Below are 17862 nucleotides of genomic sequence, written 5' to 3' on the forward strand. Positions count from 1 at the left end.
GCATTATGATACAAAATGTAACAATTTGAATATGGAGGCAAAAAGATGGAATCGGGCTTAAACCAATATATCCAAGTTCTCCGCAAGCGTATTTGGCTGATCCTAATTACCGTGTTCGTTGTAACCTTAATGTCCGGAATCATCAGTTATTTTTTTATCGGTAAGCAATACGCGGCAAGTACGAAGCTTGTGGTTAACAAATCCAGCAGTTACCAAGGATATGACATTCTTGATTATAACGCGGTTAACACTAACATCATGCTTGTAAATACGTACAAGGAAATTATTAAGACACCAGCCATTATGGAAAAAGTGGCATCCCGTTTTACGGGTGGAGGTCTAACCGCGGATATGCTGGCCAGTATGACAAAAGTTACCTCCATAGCGGATACGCAGGTCATGACCATAACGGCGACCGCTGCTGATTATGCAACGGCGGCTAAGTTGGCCAATGCCGTATCGGATGTTTTCAAAGCGGAAATTTCCGGAATTATGAAAGTAGACAACGTAACGATACTAAACGAAGCCAAAGCCACAGATAACGTCGGCCCCGTCACTCCAAATATTAAGCTTAACGTCGCGGCTGCTTTTATTGTCGCTTTACTGCTCTCCGTAGGTCTGGTCTTCTTAATCGAGCATTTGGACGACACGATTAAAACGGAAAAAGATGTCGAGAAATATTTGGGAGCCCCCACTCTTGCAGTGATCTCAAAAATTAAAACAGCGGATCTCAAAAATAATGCTCCTTCGGAGCCTCATAAAAAAATGGCAGGTGAAACGGCTTATGCTGGCGTCAACCAATAATAGCAAGGTAATGATTGCGGATATCAATCCCAAATCTCAAATTTCCGAAGCTTATCGGGTATTACGGACTAATATACAATATTCTTCCATTGATAGAGAGATTACAACCCTTCTGGTAACTTCGGCTCAGCCTGCAGAAGGTAAATCTACCACGGTTTCCAATTTAGCCATAACTTACGCTCAGGAAGAGAAAAAAGTGTTGTTGATTGATGCTGATTTACGTAAACCCACGATGCACAAGTTATTCGGGATTTCCAATCGCAGCGGTCTTACCAATTTACTCTTGGGTGAAGTCCCGATTCGTGAAGTCGCCATTCCATCTCATCTGCCCAATCTGTATTTGATTCCTTCAGGGCCCGCCACTCCTAATCCGGCTGAAATGTTAGGTTCCAAACGCATGACGCAGTTTATAGAACAGGCAAAAGCGGAGTACGACATCGTATTAATTGATTCTCCTCCTATCCTGGCTGTAACCGACGCTCAAATATTGGCAACCAAATGCGAGGGCGTCATCCTGGTCCTGAATCATGGAAAGGTAAAAAGGGAAGTAGCCAAGAGAGCGGTCGATAGTTTGGAACATGTAGGAGTCAAACCACTCGGCGTAGTGATCAATAATAAAGCGAATACTAAACATAGTTCTTCTTACTATTCCTATTACGGCGAAAGTAAGTAAGAGTTCTTCCGAAACAAGGTCATGCCTACCGCACCTTTATCACCGTAGGCACTCGATCATGCCGTGGGCGCTAGTCGCCTTAGACATTTATTGTCAAAGGTGTGATGTGAGGGGGGGTTAAATGCCCTGCTTTCTTACTTATTTTGCATAAAAATACGAGCTATGTTGTTTCGAAATAGACAATAGACCTCGTGTTTTTATGTTTTTAAAAAAAAAGAGATTTGAACTGGGAGTTCGAGGAGGAACCGTCATGCATAAAGTCAGAAAAGCCATCATACCCGCAGCCGGGTTAGGGACCCGTTTTTTACCGGCTACGAAAGCTATGCCCAAAGAAATGCTTCCTATTGTCGATAAGCCTACCATTCAATACATCGTAGAAGAGGCCGTTAAATCGGGTATTGAAGATATTTTAATTGTGACGGGAAAAAACAAACGTTCAATCGAAGACCACTTCGATAACGCTTTTGACTTGGAGCAAAATTTAATGGAGAAAGGTAAATTTGAACTTTTAAAAGAAGTTCAGCTGTCAGCTAAAGTGGAAATTCATTATATTCGTCAAAAATTCCCCAAAGGTCTTGGCCATGCCGTATGGTGTGCAAGAAAATTTATCGGGAATGAGCCTTTTGCCGTGCTGCTGGGCGACGACATCGTAGAAGGGGAGGTTCCTTGTCTTAAGCAATTGATCGGCCAATTCGAACGAACGGGACGCTCTATAATCGGCGTGCAGCCTGTACCGTCTGAAGATATTCATCGGTATGGCGTCATAGGTTCCAAAGAAACCGAGGGACGCTTGCTAGAGGTGAATCAGCTTATAGAAAAGCCGACAAAAGAACAGGCCCCTTCCAATTTCGCCATTATGGGGCGTTATATCCTAACCCCGGAAATTTTTGATTTACTGGAGAATCAGGAACAGGGGGCAAACGGGGAAGTTCAATTAACCGATGCCATTCAAGCATTGAATAAGTTTCAGCAAGTATATGCTTACCATTTTGAAGGAATTCGATATGATGTGGGCGAGAAACTGGGATACATTTTAACGACCTTGGATTTTGCTTTACGTAACAATGAGCTGCGAACTCCGCTTCTAAACGCTTTGGAAGAAATTCTGCAAAGAGAGGCCAAACCGCAAAATGTCTAGCCTCATATGTAAAAACAGTTGCAGGGGAGTGGAAAATTTTGAGCTATCGTAAAAGATTTATTTCTTTGCTGAGTATGGATTTTCTGATAGCGCTTGGTAGTGTATACGTGGCGTATATGCTTCGGTTTGATGGCAGCTTGCCTGTTATTTACATAAACCAAATGATCATTTATATGACCGTGACGGTCTTTTTTAGTGTAATCAGCATGTCCTTCTTCAAGCTGTATAACCGGATTTGGCAGTATGCAAGTGTGGGTGAAATGTTATCCATCTTCAGAGCGGTGGTCGTCAGCAGTTCTCTGGCTTATATCGTTTCCTATTATGTTTCGGGTATAGGTGTCCCCATTTCTATATTTCTCGGTACTTTCCAATCCATGCTTTTCTTGATGGGAGGATCGCGTTTCGCGTGGCGCCTGTTCAGAGATAACTACTATAAACAGAAGCAGGGACAGCATAAAGCGTTGATTATCGGGGCGGGTGACTGCGGAACAATCATCGCCAGAGAGCTTAAACATAATCCCGCGTCTCAGATGTATCCGATTGCTTTTATTGACGATGATTTATTAAAGCATAAACACCAAATATACGGGCTGCCTGTGCTTGGAAACAGGGAGGCTATTATGGATGTAACGGAAGCCCACGATATCAGTGATATTGTTATTGCGATTCCATCTGCGACCAAAAAACAAATTACAGAAATTATTGATATTTGTAAAAAAACCAAAGCTAAATTAAAAATTATCCCTAAGCTGAGTGACTTAATTCATGGGAAAGTCAGTATTCAAGAGATTCGGGACGTAGATGTGGAGGATTTGCTGGGAAGAGACCCGGTTAAGGTTGATTTGCACGGTATTGCGGATTATTTATCCGATAAGAATGTATTGGTAACCGGTGCGGGGGGGTCAATCGGTTCTGAGCTATGCAGACAGATTGCCAGCTTCAATCCGGCTAAACTTTTATTGCTCGGACATGGAGAAAACAGCATTTACGCGATCGAAATGGAACTGAACCGGCTGTTTCCTAAAATTAAATTGGGAACGATTATTGCAGATATTCAGGATCAAAAAAGACTAGAAGGCATATTTAAAGAGTTTTCACCTCAAGTCGTTTTTCATGCCGCCGCTCATAAACACGTACCTCTTATGGAGAAGAACCCGACGGAAGCGATCAAGAATAACGTATTGGGAACCCGGAACGTCGCTGATTGTGCGGATAAATTCGGAGCCGAGCGATTTGTCTTAATTTCAACGGATAAGGCTGTAAATCCGACCAGCGTTATGGGAACAACAAAACGGATTGCGGAAATGTATATTCAGAGCCTGAATACGACGAGCCAAACCATATTTGCCGCTGTGCGTTTCGGAAATGTTCTGGGAAGCAGGGGGAGTGTGATCCCCCAGTTTAAACAACAAATCGCACATGGCGGACCCGTAACGGTTACTCATCCCGAAATGATCCGTTACTTTATGACCATTCCCGAAGCGGTCCAGCTTGTCATTCAAGCAGGGGCGATCGCCCAAGGTGGAGAGGTTTTTATTCTCGATATGGGAGAGCCCGTAAAAATTTTGAATTTGGCCAAAGATTTAATCCGATTATCCGGGTTCGTTCCCAACGAAGATATTGCGATTCAATATACAGGTATGCGTCCGGGGGAAAAATTGTACGAAGAACTCTTAACTAGTGAAGAAGGGCTTACCTCGACGCTGCATAATCGGATATTTATTGGACGTCCGGCTAATTTAAATCGGGAGCATATTCAATTCGAAGTCAAGAAATTGGAAAAACTGCTCGGAGACTCTGTGGACGATATTCGTTCTGTTCTTCAGCTCATTGTGCCTACCTATAACCGTCCATCAAATCAGGAAGCAAAAGAGCTGACCTTGGTTTAATTTTGTTTAGAAATCAGGTGCAAACCATGTCTTTAAGACAACAAGCATTAAACGGAGGGAAATGGACAGCTATATCGACTTTAACCGTCGTCTTGCTCCAAATGGCTCAAATAGCGGTTATATCCAGATTTCTGGACGCAAAAGCATTTGGCTTGATGGGAATGATCATGGTCATTGTCGGATTTGCTCAATCTTTTACGGATATGGGCATTTCAAGTGCCATCATTCAAAGGAAAGAAACAAAACGAGATGAGCTGTCCAGTCTATATTGGTTGAACATAGCAACCGGATTTACGGCAGGACTTGTTGTCTGGCTGACTAAAGAACCTATCGCATTTTTTTATAAGAGTCCTGAGCTGGCGGATTTGCTGGTTTGGTCCTCTTTTTTATTTCCCATTATCGCGTGCGGTCAGCAGTTTCAGGTGTTATTGCAAAAAGAACTCCGGTTTAAAGTGATTTCACAACTATCGATTTTATCCATGCTTGCCGGAACTATAATCAGTATTGGTGCGGCTTATTACGGTATGGGTGTTTATGCCTTGGTTTTAGGTCAATTAAGTACTTCAGCTATGAATTCGCTTCTTTTAATCATTCTGGGCTGGAGAAAATGGAAGCCTCAAATGCATTTTCGCAAATCCGATTTAAAAGGATATCTGTCCTTTGGGATGTTTCAAATGGGTGATCGTACCGTAACTTATTTCAATAACAACCTGGACAAAATTATTATCGGCCGGTTTCTGGGAGCAGAGGCCCTAGGCTATTATTCGATCGCCTTTAACTTAATTATTATTCCCTTGATCCGGATAAATCCTATCGTAAACAGGGTTGCCTTTCCTGTATTCTCCAAGATTCAAGATAACCGGGAGCAAATGAAGAAGGGATATATGAAAGTCATAAGAACGTTGAGTCTTGTCAACCTGCCGTTATATTTCGGGCTGATCGTAACCGCACCCTTGTTCATTCCCATCATGTTCGGGGCGCAATGGGGCCCGAGCATCTTGATCACGCAAATTTTATGCGGCGTAGGGATACTGAGGTCTATCGCTAACCCGGTAGGCTCCTTGGTTATGGCAACGGGAAAGGTAGGCCGCGGGTTTGTTTATAATTCATTCAAAACCGTTTTGCAAATTCCGGTTATCATAGTTGGGGCGTACGCAGGAGGAATTATTGGAGTCGCCGTCGCTTTTCTAAGCTTGAAATTGTTTTATTTTATAACCAATTATCTCGTTATGCTCAAGACCTTGCTAGGACCTTGCTTCATTGAGCTGCTGCGCAGTTTAAGGGATCCTTTTTATGCAAGTATCATCATGGGGATAGGTGTGTATGTCTCCAGCTTAATAACGACCAATTATCTATCCGCCGGAATTGCACTGGCCATACAAATAGTAACGGGTATAATCATCTATGCAGTGGCGATCCTTGCTTACAATCCGGGTTTGCTGCATAAACTCAAGGGCAAATTAGGGAATTCAAGAATTAAAGAAGGAGCCTGACTTGTGAAAATTTTTGTCTTATCCGACTATCCTTCTCGAGAAAAGCCGACGTATTATTCATTTATTAAAAGCCGAGTGGAAGCCATTAAAGGAGTTTGTGAGCTGTCGGTTATCAAGGTTGATATTAACGAAAAAAATCGAAACGTTTATGAGATCATTCAGGAAGACGGGTACAGAATGATTCTTCTGAAGATCAAAAAATCAAATCTGCCAAGAGTGCGCTTATTCCTCTATAACTTGCTTGTTAAGAAAGTATTTCAGCAACTGATCCATGAGGAACAGCCGGATTTAATTCATGTGCATTTTTCAAGTTATTACAGTTGGATCGTCGCAGATACCGTTCGTAAACTCACTATTCCTTTCTGCATTACAGAGCACGCCACTTTTTTTGAGCATCGGGTGAAGACGTTCTATTTCGGCAGAAAAATCAGAATGGCTTTGCAAGAAGCGGATAGGGTATTTGCCGTGAGCCGTTCATTGCGGGACACCATGCTGAAGTATGTATCTCGGCCTATAGATATTAAGCACAATATAGTTAACACGGCGAAGTTCGGTTTACGGGATAGCCAACCACATGAAGCGAACCAGCCGAAGCAAGTTCTGAATATACTTACGATCGGCAGCTTTGAACTAAACGATAAAAAAGGATATGAGATTTTGATAAAAGCTCTCGCTCAGCTTAAAGAGAAGGGAGTTCCTTTTCATTGCAAAATTATCGGGGAAGGCCCCAACAAGGACAAACTTCTGGCGATGAGGGATGAGCACGGAATAACGCAGCAGGTAGATTTTCCGGGCAGTGTAGCCAACGACAAGCTTCAAGAATTTTACTGGGAGGCCGATTTCTTTGTTTCCAGCAGCCGAATTGAAACGTTTGGTGTAGTTTTGATCGAAGCTATGAGCTGCGGATTGCCTGTCGTAGCCACCCGATCGGGCGGGCCGGAAGATTTTGTGGACGAGAGCGTGGGGTTGTTGGTAGAGAATGACTCTGTGGAAGCTCTTTGCGAAGGAATGCTGAGAATGTCTGAAAGCTATCAAAATTACGATTCCGGTATAATCAGACAGACGATAGAGAAGCGTTTTTCGGCAGACAGATATAAGGAACAAATGCAGGGGATTTACACAAGTTTAATCGACACGAATAAGAAACACCGGGATTATTCTTTAAGCCTGAAACATACCTATGAAAACAGGTGAGGATATGAGTATAAACGGATGGCCCAGGGCTGTATATTGGATCCTGCTTGCAGTGGCGTTTACGTTCACATCCTTTGCGGCAAGTTATTTTCCTTTACAGACGACGCTAGCAGCCCTCGGTTTTACCGGCGGGGTGTTTTTGCTAAAGATAAACAAGATAGATACGGCTATGATTTATGCGATCGTATGTTTAGCTTTATTTTCGCTCTACGGGACTTGGCTCATCACTCTTCTTATTTATGGCTATTACATCGCTTTGCGCCTAGTAACTTCAAAAAACCAGCCCCGGATTCATACAGCGGCAAAATTATGCCTGATTTTTTTCATCGGTTGGCTGCTTTATGCGGTTATTCAGATGGAGTGGATCGTTAAAACAGAAAATACGATGAAATATGTAAAAAACTTAGTTTACGGTGTCGGGCTTGTCATTCTTTTCAGCTTACACGTCCAAACGTTCAAGAAACTGATTACGGTTTATAACGCCTGGTTATTCAGCCTTGTTCTGATGGTTGGTATCGGCTGGTGGGAAGTACTTACCGGTAATCATCTTCCCAAATCGGGAGCACTTCAATATCAAATGGATGAAGTCGCTACGGCGGCTTTTTATAATCCGAATGATTTTGCGTTTTTCCTGATTGTCAGTTTACCTGTTTTATTTTTTAGTATCAGTGACAAAAACCTAGGCATGAAAGCTTTTAGTTGGCTGATTATGCTAAGCTCGGTTTATTTCATCTACTTGGCTCAAGCCAGAATGATCTATATTCTGCTGATCGGCATGATTTTTCTTTATATGGGCTATCTCGTTTTCTACCGGAAAATAAAAATAGTTTTGTCCATAATAGCCGGTGTCCTTTTATTCTGTTTAGCTTTTCTAAAGCAGTTAACGGACTTTTGGCAGCAAATCGTCTCTTTAAAAGGCGACGACGGTTCGGTAGAAGTAAGAAGAGTATTGACTGCCGACGCATGGAATATAGCCAAAAACAATATTTTTGGTGTCGGAGCCGGAAATATCGAATATTACCTGGACCAGTTCGGAACGAATGTGGGGAGGATAGTGAATGTACATAATTGGTGGATAGAGATATTGGCTAACTATGGAATATTTGTTTTCAGCGGTTATGTTTTATTTATGGTCTTTTCTTTATTCTGGATCGGAAAAAGTCTGCTGAATAAGGCTCCCAATGCTCATTATATGTATCCGTTGTTCTTCTCTCTTCTGGTATTTACGGTTTCATGTATCGAATCCAGCTCAGTGGCGGGAATGGGAATTACATGGCTTTTACCGGCTGTAACGGTCTGTATTTTAAATATGAAGACGGCGGATGGGGACAAATTCGATCCATCCGGCAGAGGAGGGCATTATGTCGGCTAAAGTGCTAATGCCTGTATTTAATGAAATTGATTATGACGGAAGAGTCCAGAGAGCGGCCGAAGCCATAGGACACAATTTTGAGGTCACGGTCTGTTCTATCCAATCGAATCATCCTTACCATAACTCTTTATTTAGAACAAAATTATGGAATCGTCCGTCCGGTTTTAAAAAATTGCATGTTGTTCTATTCAGTCTCTGGTTCATTATTACTTCGATAAGAAGTAAACCTGGGGTGATTTATGCACACGACTATTTTATGGCATTTCCAGGTTGGATTGCTTCAAAACTGACAGGGAGTGTATACGTGTATGACGCTCATGAGCTTATCATACCGGATCAAGGAGAAGAGCTGGGGAAGCGGCAGCGCTTCTTTTTTTATTTAGAAAAATGGGTCGTACATAGAGCGGATAAAATCATTGCAGCTAACGAGGAAAGGGCCCGTATAATGAAAGAATTTTACAAATTAACGACTTCCCCGCTTGTTGTGCGAAATATTCCACCTGCCGCAAAACAGGTTATTAAGAAAGAGCAAACGGCAGCCAAGGAAGATTTTGCGGACAAGGAACTTGAACCGAACCCTACCGAATCCGATTTTAAACTGGTCTATCAAGGGGATATGAGTCTGGAGAGAGGTTTGTTAAAATTTTTGCTTGCTTTTAAGCATCTACCGTCCCGATACAAACTGTTTCTTATTGGGGGAGGTACGGATTTGCCCCGGATAAAGGAATTGGTACTGACAGAAGGCTTGCAAGAATCTGTTCATATCCTGGGTAAAGTAACCAGAGACAAATTGCAGACTATGCTGCCCTCCTTTGATTTAGGGATTATCAGTTATCCCTATAAAGGACTGAACAATATTTACTGTGCGCCGAACAAGCTGTATGAATACACTCAAGCGGGGCTCGCCGTTATTGCTACCGATCAGCCCCCGCTTAAACATTATATTGAACGGTATAAACTCGGTGCGGTAGTTGCCGTAGATGCAGAACAGACAACTGCGATACCTATAAAAATTGCTGAATCCATCGAACAAATAGCAGAAAATCTTCCCGTCTACCAGAGCAATCTGGGAAGATTTGTTGCGGAACATAACTGGGAGAACGAGAAAGAAAAGTTGATCAGCGAGTTCAACAAATTCAATCTTAATCGCAGAAAACTAGAAAAAGAACAACGCATCGGATAACTGGCAAAAAAGGATGATAGGGATGAGAATCGCAATCAACACGCTTTCCGTGCTTCCCAATCGAAACGGCGGCGGAGAAGTGTTTATCAAAAACCTGGTCCGGCATTTGATTGCAAACGACAAGATCAATACGTACGTGCTTCTCGTCAACAAACGGAACCGCTCCATTTTCGAAGAAATAGAGGAACACGTCCTGTTTGCGGAAGCTCATGAGATCACGAGCAAACCCCATTTCCGCATTTTGTACGAGAGTGTCTACCTCCCGTTCAGGCTGAAGGCGCTGGATATCGACGTGCTGGTGGGCCCGGCGGACACGCTGCCGCTGGTGAATTTCACCAAAACCGTGCTCGTTATTCAGAACATTAAATATTTTCAAAAAGAACAGGGACAGCGTCCGGCGAATGTGCTGGGCCGTATCAAGCAAATTTATTTCGGAAATCTTACCCCCCGTTCGATCATCGCGGCCGACCGGGTTATAGCGGTCTCCGAGGAAACGTCCCGGAATATCGTTTCGTTCTCGGATAAGCTGGAGGCGTGCGAGTCCAAAATCAGCATTATTTATGAAGGAGTCCACCATTCTTTCGGAACCGGCGGCTTCCCGGCAGCGGATGGCGACATTCTCTGTGTATCGAGCTTTGCCAAACACAAGAACATCGATAAACTGGTTCAGCTGTACATGCACCTGAAAGAAACCCGCCACATACGGAACAAGTTAAGAATCGTCGGCAACAAGGATCACGAAGAAGCGAGAAGGCTGGAGAACATAATCCGGGAACGAAACATGGAGGACCACATTGTTTTCGAAGGGTTTGTCCCGAACGAAGAACTGCCGCGTTATTATCACCAGGCCAGTGTTTTTATCACGCTCTCCTCTCTGGAATCGTTTGGACTGCCCATCGTGGAAGCCATGACGTGCGGGGTGCCCGTACTGGTCAACGACGCGAGCGTTATGCCCGAGATTATAAACGGGCACGGAGTTCTGCTGACCGATATCGAAGATATCGAGAAGACGGCTCTGCAGGTGTATGAACTGCTCTCGGATAAAGACAAATTGGAGCATTACTCCAAATTGTCGTTGGATCGGGCCCGGGATTTTTCCTGGGATACCGCGGCAAGACAGTATATAAAAGTGTTCGAATCGCTAAAATCCTCCCGGATTCAAGTTCAGGCCCAATAAAAAAAGACGAGGTGAATGCAGCCGTTTGTGTGGAGACAAATGGCCTACCATTATGAATCAGATCCTGCAAAATTTAAAAACCGGGGCGACGGAGATCGCCGATATTCCTTGTCCCCAAGTCCGGTCAGGGCATTTGTTGATTCAAACGAGAATGAGTGTCGTTTCCGCAGGTACGGAAAGAATGCTTGTCGAGTTCGGCAAGGCGAACTTGCTGGAGAAGGCGAAACAGCAGCCGGATAAGGTCAAGCAAGTGATGGATAAGATCAAGACCGATGGTCTTGCTCCTACACTGGAGGCCGTGAGGACGAAGCTGGACCAGCCGCTGGCTCTCGGATACAGCAACGTGGGAACCGTGCTGGAGGTAGGACGGGGAGTCGAAGGCTTCGCCGTCGGTGACCGTGTCATCTCCAACGGTCCTCATGCGGAAATCGTTCATGTCCCCAAGCATTTATGCGCGAAGATTCCTGACGGAGTGGACGATGAAGAAGCCGCCTTTACCGTTATCGCTTCTATCGGACTGCAGGGAATCCGGCTGGCCAATCCGACACTCGGGGAAACGTTCGTCGTAACCGGACTCGGCTTGATCGGTCTGATCACCGTTCAACTGCTCCGGGCACACGGGTGCCGGGTGCTGGGCGCCGATTTCGACCCCGGAAAGCTGCAGATTGCGAAGTCGCTGGGAGCGGAAATCGTGGATCTGTCCAAAGGGGAGGACCCGCTTGCGGCGGCGAGAACGTTCTCCAAAGGCCGCGGAGTGGACGGCGTTCTCATAACCGCCTCCACCAAAAGCAGCGAGCCTGTCCATCAAGCCGCGCATATGTGCCGCAAACGCGGCCGTATCGTACTTATCGGCGTAACGGGACTGGAGCTTTCGCGGGCGGATTTTTACGAGAAAGAGTTGAGCTTCCAAGTGTCATGCTCTTACGGTCCCGGGCGCTATGATGCGGAGTACGAAGAGAAGGGGCAGGATTACCCGGTCGGTTTCGTCCGCTGGACCGAACAGCGGAACTTCGAAGCCATTCTGGATATGCTGGCCGACGGCAAGCTTGATCTGAAGTCGCTCATTACTCACCGTTTTCCGATCGGGCAGGCGGTCGAAGCCTATGAGGTTCTGGGCCAGGGGAAATCTTCGCTGGGCATCATTCTGCACTATGATCAGAAGCAGAACGTTCAGGCTCTGCTGAACCGGAAGACGGTCGAGCTCGCTCTGGCGCCTGCCGAAGAGGCCCGGACCGGAGAAGCTTCCGTCGGGATTATCGGAGCGGGGAATTACACGAATCAGGTGCTGCTTCCGGCTTTAAAACAAACGAAGGCTTCTCTTCACACGATCGCCAGCAGCGGGGGAGTGAACGGCCTTCATGTGGGCCGGAGACACGGATTCGTCCAGACGACGACAGACACGAATGCCATGCTGGCCGATCCCGCCATCAACACCATATTCGTGACGACGCGGCACAACTCGCATGCGCGTTACGTTGAAGAAGCGATCAAAGCCGGTAAACACGTGTTTGTTGAAAAGCCGCTCTGCTTGAACCGGAACGAACTGCAGGATATCCAAAACTTGCGCCTGCAGCCCAAGCAGATCCTTATGGTCGGTTTCAACCGGCGATTCTCTCCTTTTACCGTTAAAATGAAACAGCTCCTGGATACGGTTAAGGAGCCGAAAACGCTAATTATGACCGTCAACGCAGGCGATATTCCCGCCGAACATTGGACCCAGGACCCGGAAGTCGGCGGCGGCCGCATCATCGGAGAAGCGTGTCATTTTGTCGATACGCTGAGATTTCTGGTAGGGCACCCCATAACGGAAGTAACTTCCCATACGGTCGGAAGGCAGCCGGGCGTTAAAATCATAGAAGACAAAGCGACCATAACTTTGCGCTTTGAAGACGGTTCACTCGGAACCGTTCATTATTTTGCGAATGGTCACAAATCGTTTCCGAAAGAACGCATTGAAGTTTTCGCGGCAGGCAAGATCCTGGAGATGAACAACTTCAAGGAACTCCGCGGATATGGCTGGAACGGGTTTACCAAGTTGAAGCTGTGGTCACAGGACAAAGGGCATAAACAAGAAATGAAAACATTTGTGGACGCCGTTTTGACCGGTTCGGGCTCCCCGATACCTTTAAGCGAGATTTACGAAGTGACGGAAGCCTGCCTGGACATTGTGGAGCAGATGCAGGAGCAGGAGCGGCAGCAGCGGAAGCAGGCGGAATATGCGTAACCAACTCCGGATGATGCAGAACATGGGGCTGGGCTGGACGTTATTCCGGATCAAGTACGAGCTGAAGAAAAGGGCAGGCTTTCTGGAAAAAGAATTTCCGCCCGTATCCTTGACAGAAGAGGAATTTGTGAAACGCTGGTCGTCTCGTGCCGCCTCATCCGGGCAAGTCGTCCGGGAGTGGAGGGCGCAAGCGCGGCCTTTTTTCTTTCACCCGGATCATGTGAACAGTCTCCGGCCGGCTCTCCAAAAAACGTTGGGAATCCGGGAGCAGGAGCTCCTGAATCAGGCCGACCGGATCTGCGAGGGAACGTTTACGTATTTCAGCAGATGGAACGTCCACCAGGGCACTCCGAACTGGCACTGGAATCCGATCACCAATGAAGAGTCTCCGCGAGATCTGCACTGGTCGAAAATTCCCGATCTCAGCGGGACGTTCGGCGATATCAAGTATATATGGGAGCTGTCCAGGTTCTCGTTCGCGTATACGCTGGTCCGGGCGTATGCCTTGACCCGGTCCTCTTTATATCCCGAAACGTTCTGGAACTTGTTTGAGGATTGGCTGAAAAACAACCCGGAGGAGCGGGGAGTCAACTATAAATGCTGCCAGGAGATGTCGCTGCGCGTTATGGCATGGATCTTCGCTTTGTATGCTTTTGCCGGCCATTCTTCTTCCACGGACCAGAGGGTGTTCAGCCTTCTTAAACAGATGTACAGCCATACCGATCACATCGATAAACATTTTGATTTTGCCCTGAAGTCGGTGAAGAACAATCATACGATCAGCGAAGCGGCGGGTCTGTACACGGTCGGGCTTCTTTTCCCTTTCTTTGACCGGAGCGGGAAATGGAAGAAGAAAGGATTCCGTCATCTGGAAGCGGAGGGAATGTGGCAGATTTACGAAGACGGCTCCTACCTTCAGCACTCCATGAATTATCACAGACTTGTCGTTCAGGATTATACCTGGGCCTTACGGCTGGCCGAGTTAAACGGCGAATCCTTCTCGGGCAAGCTGAAGGAGCGGTTATATAAAACCTTCGATTTCCTGTATCAGTTCCAGGACGAGGCAACCGGCCGGCTGCCCAATTACGGAATGAACGACGGCGCCCTTATTCATCCCTTATCCCAGTGCGAATATCTGGATTACCGTCCGCAGCTGGGTACGTTCTATTTTACCCTCACCGGGAAAAGACTTTATCCTGACGGCCCCCATGATGAGAGTCTGGTTTGGCTGGCCGGTGAAACGGCTTTGGGCGCTTCGCGGGACGCCCTTCAAAGAGCGGCGCTGAAGGCTTATCCGGAAGGCGGGTATTATTCCATCCGGCTGGATGGGGGAAGCGCCATGATCCGCTGCGGAACCTACCGGCATCGTCCCGCGCAGGCCGACATGCTTCATCTCGATATATGGCGCGAAGGTACGAACGTTATCTGTGATGCCGGAACCTATTCCTACAACACGGATGCCGAATGGAGCGCTTATTTTATGGGCACCGCTTCGCACAATACGGTGATGATCGGTGAGGACGATCAGATGGAGAAGGGGTCCCGTTTTATCTGGTATAACTGGACCAGATCCCATACCAGACGAGTGGAAGCGGCTGCGGACGGAGTGACGCTGTTCGAGGGAGAACATTACGGCTACGGTCCGCTTGTTCATCTCAGAGCGGTCATTCAATCCGGTGCGTTCGTAGCGGTCATCGATGAAATTGCCGGGGACTTTAATGGAACCGAAAGGGCCATATCCGCTTCCTGGCTTAGCGCCGCCCGAGGTGCGGAGGCCATCAACGAGAAGGGCCTGATTAAGCTGGAAACCCCGTCAGGTCCTTATTTTATTGAGACGCTGGATACGGAAAGCAGGACGTTCCGGATTTACCACGGAGACGAAAAATCTCGCAGAGGCTGGCGCTCCCTGCACTACGGGGAAAAGGAGCCCGCTTATCAGATCGTCCGTAGCCTTCGGTCCGGGAAGCCGGTCCGTCTGGTGACCGTTCTTTCCCCGGCAGCGGGCCAAGTCACCTACGATCCGGGGCAAAACCTGCTGAGGATACAAGAACGGTGTTTGCGGCTTAACCCGGTCGGAACCGGAGCTATTCTATCGCAAGAAAAGGTGACTCTATGAGAATACTGATTCTTCATCAATACTTTTTGGGAGATAACGACCCGGGCGGTTCGCGTTTCAACCAGTTTGTTAAACACTGGAACAAAATGGGGCACGATATTACGGTGGTTGCCGGAAATGTGAACTACACGACGGGACAGAAGGAGGAAAAGTACCGGGGAAAGTTTGTCGTGAAGGAGCAGTATTCGGAACGGACGGAAATTTACCGGACTTATGTTTCGGAATCTTATAACAAATCGTTTCTCGGCCGGCTGTGGGCGTATTTCTCGTTCACCTTCTCCTCCCTCCTGGTTTGTTTGTTTTATATTAAAAGACACGACGTGATGATCGTCACTTCTCCTCCGTTATTTGTCGGAATTACCGGCATTATCGTCAGCTGGCTGAAGAGAATGCCCATGGTTTTCGAGGTCAGGGACCTATGGCCGGAATCGGCGATCGATACGGGTGTGCTCAAAAACTCCCTGCTGATCAAAGCCGCTTATCTGGTTGAAAAGCTTTCTTACCGGTTTGCTTCGAAAATAAACGTGCTGACTCCGGCTTTCCGCCACAAGTTGATTGAGGAAAAAGGAATCAGCACGAACAAAATCATCTTTGTTCCCAACGGCGCGGATCTGGATATTTTCCAGCCGGGCCCTAAGGAGAACTGGGTGCGTGAAAAGTACGGGCTTCAAAACAAATTTGTCGTTACTTATCTGGGCGCTCACGGAGTTGCCAACCACTTAATGTCCATCCTTAAGGTTGCGGAAGCTTGCCGGGACATTCCGGATCTTTTGTTTATGCTGGTCGGGGACGGGATGGAAAAGAAGTCTCTTCAGGCCTATGTTGATACGAATGGTATCAAAAATGTATTGTTTGTTCCTCCGCAGCCGAAGTCGGCTGTGCCCGATTTTTGCAGAGCGTCGGATGTGTGTACGGCTGTTTTGAAAAAGGTGGATACTTTTAAAACGGTTTATCCCAATAAAGTTTTCGATTACATGTCCTGTGCAAAACCGATTTTCATCGGAATCGACGGAGTGGCAAGAGCGCTTGTGGAAGAAAGCGGGTCCGGCTACTACGTTGACCCGGAGGATCCGGAAGATTTTAAAGAAAAGATCCGCCTGCTGATGAATAACCGGGAACTGGCCGAGAGTCTGGGGAAGAGCGGATACCGGTATGTGACGGAGAACTTTTCGAGAGAGTCCCTTGCGGACCGGTATCAGACCGAGCTGAAGAACGTGGCGATTTAAATTTTTTTGCAGCATTAGATACAAAATGTAACATATAGGATTATGAGGAGGAACATACTTATGACTAAAAAGATTTGTGTAATCGGATTGGGATATATCGGTTTCCCGACATCGCTTGTATTCGCCAGAGCCGGCTTCGAGGTTATCGGTGTCGACGTTAGCGAAAGAGTCGTATCGGCCCTGAACGCGGGCGAAGTTCATATTGAAGAGAACGGGCTGGAAGATATTTTTCAAGATGTCCGTTCCAACTACGCCTTCAAAGCACAGCGTCACCCGGAGCCTGCGGATACATACATTATCGCGGTGCCTACTCCTGTCAACGCGGATCATACGGCCAACGTCGATTACGTCGTATCGGCGACGGAAGCGGTGCTGCCTTATCTCCGCAAAGGCAATACCGTCATTGTAGAGTCAACGATTCCTCCGAGAACGATCGACGATGTTGTCGCTCCCGTACTGACGAAAGCGGGATGGCGTGTGGGCGAGGAAATTTACTTGGCACACTGCCCGGAGAGGGTATTGCCCGGACGTATCTTCCAGGAGCTGGTGGAAAATAACCGGATCGTGGGAGGATACAATCCTCAGTCCGCCGAGAAAGCCGCCGAAGTCTACCGTGCTTTCGTTAAAGGCGAAATCATTTTGACCTCCGCCACGTCCGCCGAAATGGCAAAGCTGATGGAGAACACCTTCCGCGATGTGAATATCGCCCTCGCCAACGAATTGGCGAAGGTGTCCGCTTCTATCGGGGTCGATGCGCTGGAAGTGATCGGGCTCGCAAACAAACACCCGCGCGTTAACCTTCATACGCCGGGGCCCGGCGTAGGCGGCCACTGCATTGCGGTCGACCCTTATTTTATCATCGAAAAAGCGCCTGAGCTGACTCCGCTTATGACGGCTTCGCGCGTCATTAACAATTCCATGCCCGCCTTTGTCGTCGAGCAGACCGGCAAAATCACGCCTTCCCATGCCGGAAAACGAGTGGCCGTATTCGGGATTACCTATAAAGGCAATGTGGACGACATCCGGGAATCACCGGCATTGGAAGTGGTGCATATGCTCGTCGAGAACGGATTTGATGTCCGTGTCCACGACCCGCACGTGCTGGCAGAGCTTGCCCCGTTCCCGATGTTCACGGCGGAAGAGGCTGTGGCCGATGCGGAATGCCTGCTGATTCTGGCGGATCACAACGAATTCAAATCGCTGGATCTGAGTCTGCTTTCCCGGATGAAATCTCCCGTTATTCTGGATACCAAAAACTGCGTGGAGTCTTCGCATGTGCCACAATCGGCAGGAAAACTTTACAATTACGGGAATTTGCATGAATTGAGCCGCGTGGATACGGTTGCCGTTCCAGTTAGTCAATTGGCATAAGG

The 17862-nt window shown here is 47.1% G+C and carries 13 protein-coding genes; all 13 read left to right on the top strand.

Features of this window, described 5'->3' with window-relative positions; translation table 11 throughout:
• Positions 1-45 precede the first annotated feature (45 nt).
• The 13 genes from AC58P5_RS25645 (at position 46) to AC58P5_RS25705 (ending at position 17860) form a co-directional block, all read left to right on the top strand.
• A complete protein-coding gene (locus AC58P5_RS25645) occupies positions 46-804 on the top strand; it encodes a YveK family protein (protein ID WP_497391681.1) in 759 nt (252 codons plus the stop codon).
• Positions 785-1477 (top strand): CpsD/CapB family tyrosine-protein kinase, encoded by a 693-nt coding sequence (locus AC58P5_RS25650; RefSeq protein WP_497391683.1) that lies wholly within the window; start codon positions 785-787, stop codon positions 1475-1477. The genes AC58P5_RS25645 and AC58P5_RS25650 overlap by 20 nt, the downstream gene beginning before the upstream one ends.
• Positions 1478-1727: 250 nt before the next feature.
• On the top strand, positions 1728-2615 hold the full coding sequence (gene galU / locus AC58P5_RS25655; protein ID WP_497391685.1) for a UTP--glucose-1-phosphate uridylyltransferase GalU: 888 nt from the start codon (positions 1728-1730) through the stop codon (positions 2613-2615).
• 38 nt (positions 2616-2653) lie between these two features.
• Positions 2654-4504 (top strand): polysaccharide biosynthesis protein, encoded by a 1851-nt coding sequence (locus tag AC58P5_RS25660; RefSeq protein ID WP_497391687.1) that lies wholly within the window; start codon positions 2654-2656, stop codon positions 4502-4504.
• Between the two features lie 26 nt (positions 4505-4530).
• Positions 4531-5997, top strand: a complete 1467-nt coding sequence (locus tag AC58P5_RS25665) for an MOP flippase family protein (protein WP_497391689.1) — start codon at positions 4531-4533, stop codon at positions 5995-5997.
• Between the two features lie 3 nt (positions 5998-6000).
• Positions 6001-7191, top strand: coding sequence for a glycosyltransferase (locus AC58P5_RS25670; protein WP_497391691.1), 1191 nt, complete (start codon positions 6001-6003; stop codon positions 7189-7191).
• Positions 7178-8563, top strand: coding sequence for an O-antigen ligase family protein (locus AC58P5_RS25675; RefSeq protein ID WP_497391693.1), 1386 nt, complete (start codon positions 7178-7180; stop codon positions 8561-8563). Before AC58P5_RS25670 ends, AC58P5_RS25675 begins: the two co-directional genes overlap by 14 nt.
• Positions 8553-9746 carry a glycosyltransferase gene (locus AC58P5_RS25680; protein WP_497391695.1) on the top strand — a complete coding sequence of 398 codons (1194 nt, stop codon included), beginning with the start codon at positions 8553-8555 and terminating at the stop codon, positions 9744-9746. The genes AC58P5_RS25675 and AC58P5_RS25680 overlap by 11 nt, the downstream gene beginning before the upstream one ends.
• A 22-nt stretch (positions 9747-9768) precedes the next feature.
• Positions 9769-10923, top strand: coding sequence for a glycosyltransferase family 4 protein (locus tag AC58P5_RS25685; RefSeq protein WP_497391696.1), 1155 nt, complete (start codon positions 9769-9771; stop codon positions 10921-10923).
• A gap of 52 nt (positions 10924-10975) precedes the next feature.
• On the top strand, positions 10976-13147 hold the full coding sequence (locus AC58P5_RS25690; protein WP_497391698.1) for a bi-domain-containing oxidoreductase: 2172 nt from the start codon (positions 10976-10978) through the stop codon (positions 13145-13147).
• Complete coding sequence (locus tag AC58P5_RS25695; protein WP_497391700.1) at positions 13140-15263, top strand: alginate lyase family protein; 2124 nt, start codon at positions 13140-13142, stop codon at positions 15261-15263. The genes AC58P5_RS25690 and AC58P5_RS25695 overlap by 8 nt, the downstream gene beginning before the upstream one ends.
• Positions 15260-16489: a glycosyltransferase family 4 protein gene (locus AC58P5_RS25700; RefSeq protein WP_497391702.1), complete on the top strand. Its 1230-nt coding sequence runs from the start codon at positions 15260-15262 to the stop codon at positions 16487-16489. Before AC58P5_RS25695 ends, AC58P5_RS25700 begins: the two co-directional genes overlap by 4 nt.
• Positions 16490-16549: 60 nt before the next feature.
• A complete protein-coding gene (locus AC58P5_RS25705) occupies positions 16550-17860 on the top strand; it encodes a nucleotide sugar dehydrogenase (RefSeq protein WP_497391704.1) in 1311 nt (436 codons plus the stop codon).
• The last annotated feature ends 2 nt before the right edge of the window (positions 17861-17862 follow it).

This window comes from Paenibacillus sp. JT31N7 (assembly GCF_059692095.1).